General features: G+C 48.6%; 1 protein-coding gene. It reads right to left on the bottom strand.

Annotated elements, in window-relative coordinates; all coding sequences use genetic code 11:
- Positions 1-32: 32 nt before the first annotated feature.
- Positions 33-1,305 (bottom strand): hypothetical protein (locus tag VZ95_RS26320; RefSeq protein ID WP_198148457.1); only part of this gene is annotated, 1,273 nt, incomplete at its 5' end.

Genomic DNA, 1,305 nt, shown 5'->3' with positions numbered 1-1,305 from the left:
AGAAGTGCTCTAGGGTGATTTACCGGACGGTCCTAGCCGAGGACATCCACATAAAAGGCAACGCCTTCGTATTTAAAGGTCGGAAGAGTCGCGATGATAGTATCGCGCTCGGATTCGGAGACCGTGAAGAAGTGGGAGTTCGTCGCACTATTATAGAAGCGATAAAGTTCCTCCTGCGGCCCTCGATCACTCGTGAGAGCTTTGAAGCTACTCGACTGATATTCAAAAAGGGGCAAGCTGTTGCGGATATTATCGCGCTCTTGCGTGCTGATCGTGTAGAAAAAAGCTCCCGTTTCTTTATTCAGGAAGCGAAAGACATCCAAGCCACCGGTTGCGTTTGTGTTTGCAAAGGCGAAGCCTTCATCGATAAACTGCGGAGCGGTTGCGCGCAATTTATAGGCTTCGGCATTGGACCCGGTGAAGAAATGGGTATTCGTTGCCGTATTATAGAAACGGTGAACCCCCGTCGTCATATCGGCTAAATCTTCAACCCAAAAGGTTCCATTATCGAAGCGAATCTGCTCGGCAGAGCGCAATGTATCGGTAAACCCATTCCCCTTAACAACATAGCCACCCACACTGGCGGCGTAATACACCGTATATGAGGAGCGGTTTCCATAATAGACGATTGTATCCGTTCCCGCGCCAGCATCGAGCGTTACCGAACGGCCCGTATTCTCAAAATGGACTTTTAGAATATCGGACTGATTTGTTCCGATGCCCATATCGGCGAGCATTGCTTTTTCAAGGCTGGTTACGCCGAAACGAACGCCGGGCGTAATATAGGGGGCCATCATCGAGTTCCACAGATCGGACCCAACATCGGACCCATTGCCGACATGGGATAGATCGCCGCGCGTCAGGGGAACGGAATTGCCGTAGTAACGCGAAACATTCTCGCCAACAAAATAAGGTTGGCTTCCCACCATCTGAATACGGTCATCCCAAACCGATTTATAGTAAAAATACGCACCAGTCGTATCATCGCGATCCGCATAAAAACCAAGCCCATGACCAATTTCATGGACCATGAGACCCGTTAAATCATATTGATTTGACGCGATCCCACCGGCTCCATCGTAAGGGTTATCATCGATATAAAGATACCGTAAATTATAGGCATTAATATTAATTGTTAAATCTGATGATGTGCCGTTACTGCTATAGCCCGTCCGTAACTCATGAGCAATCGCCGATTCATACATCGTACGCCCACCGACCGAACCAAGATTAGTGTCATTGCGGGGAAGCGCCGATGCCAACGTATTGGAGATGGAGTAGCTAACGTTAACGTTAACTTGGATA

The sequence above is a fragment of the Elstera litoralis genome (genome assembly GCF_000963705.1).
Classification (GTDB): Bacteria; Pseudomonadota; Alphaproteobacteria; order Elsterales; family Elsteraceae; genus Elstera; species Elstera litoralis.
The sequence above is the reverse complement of the archived record's forward strand: the minus strand, read 5'-3'. Positions and strand labels throughout refer to the sequence as shown.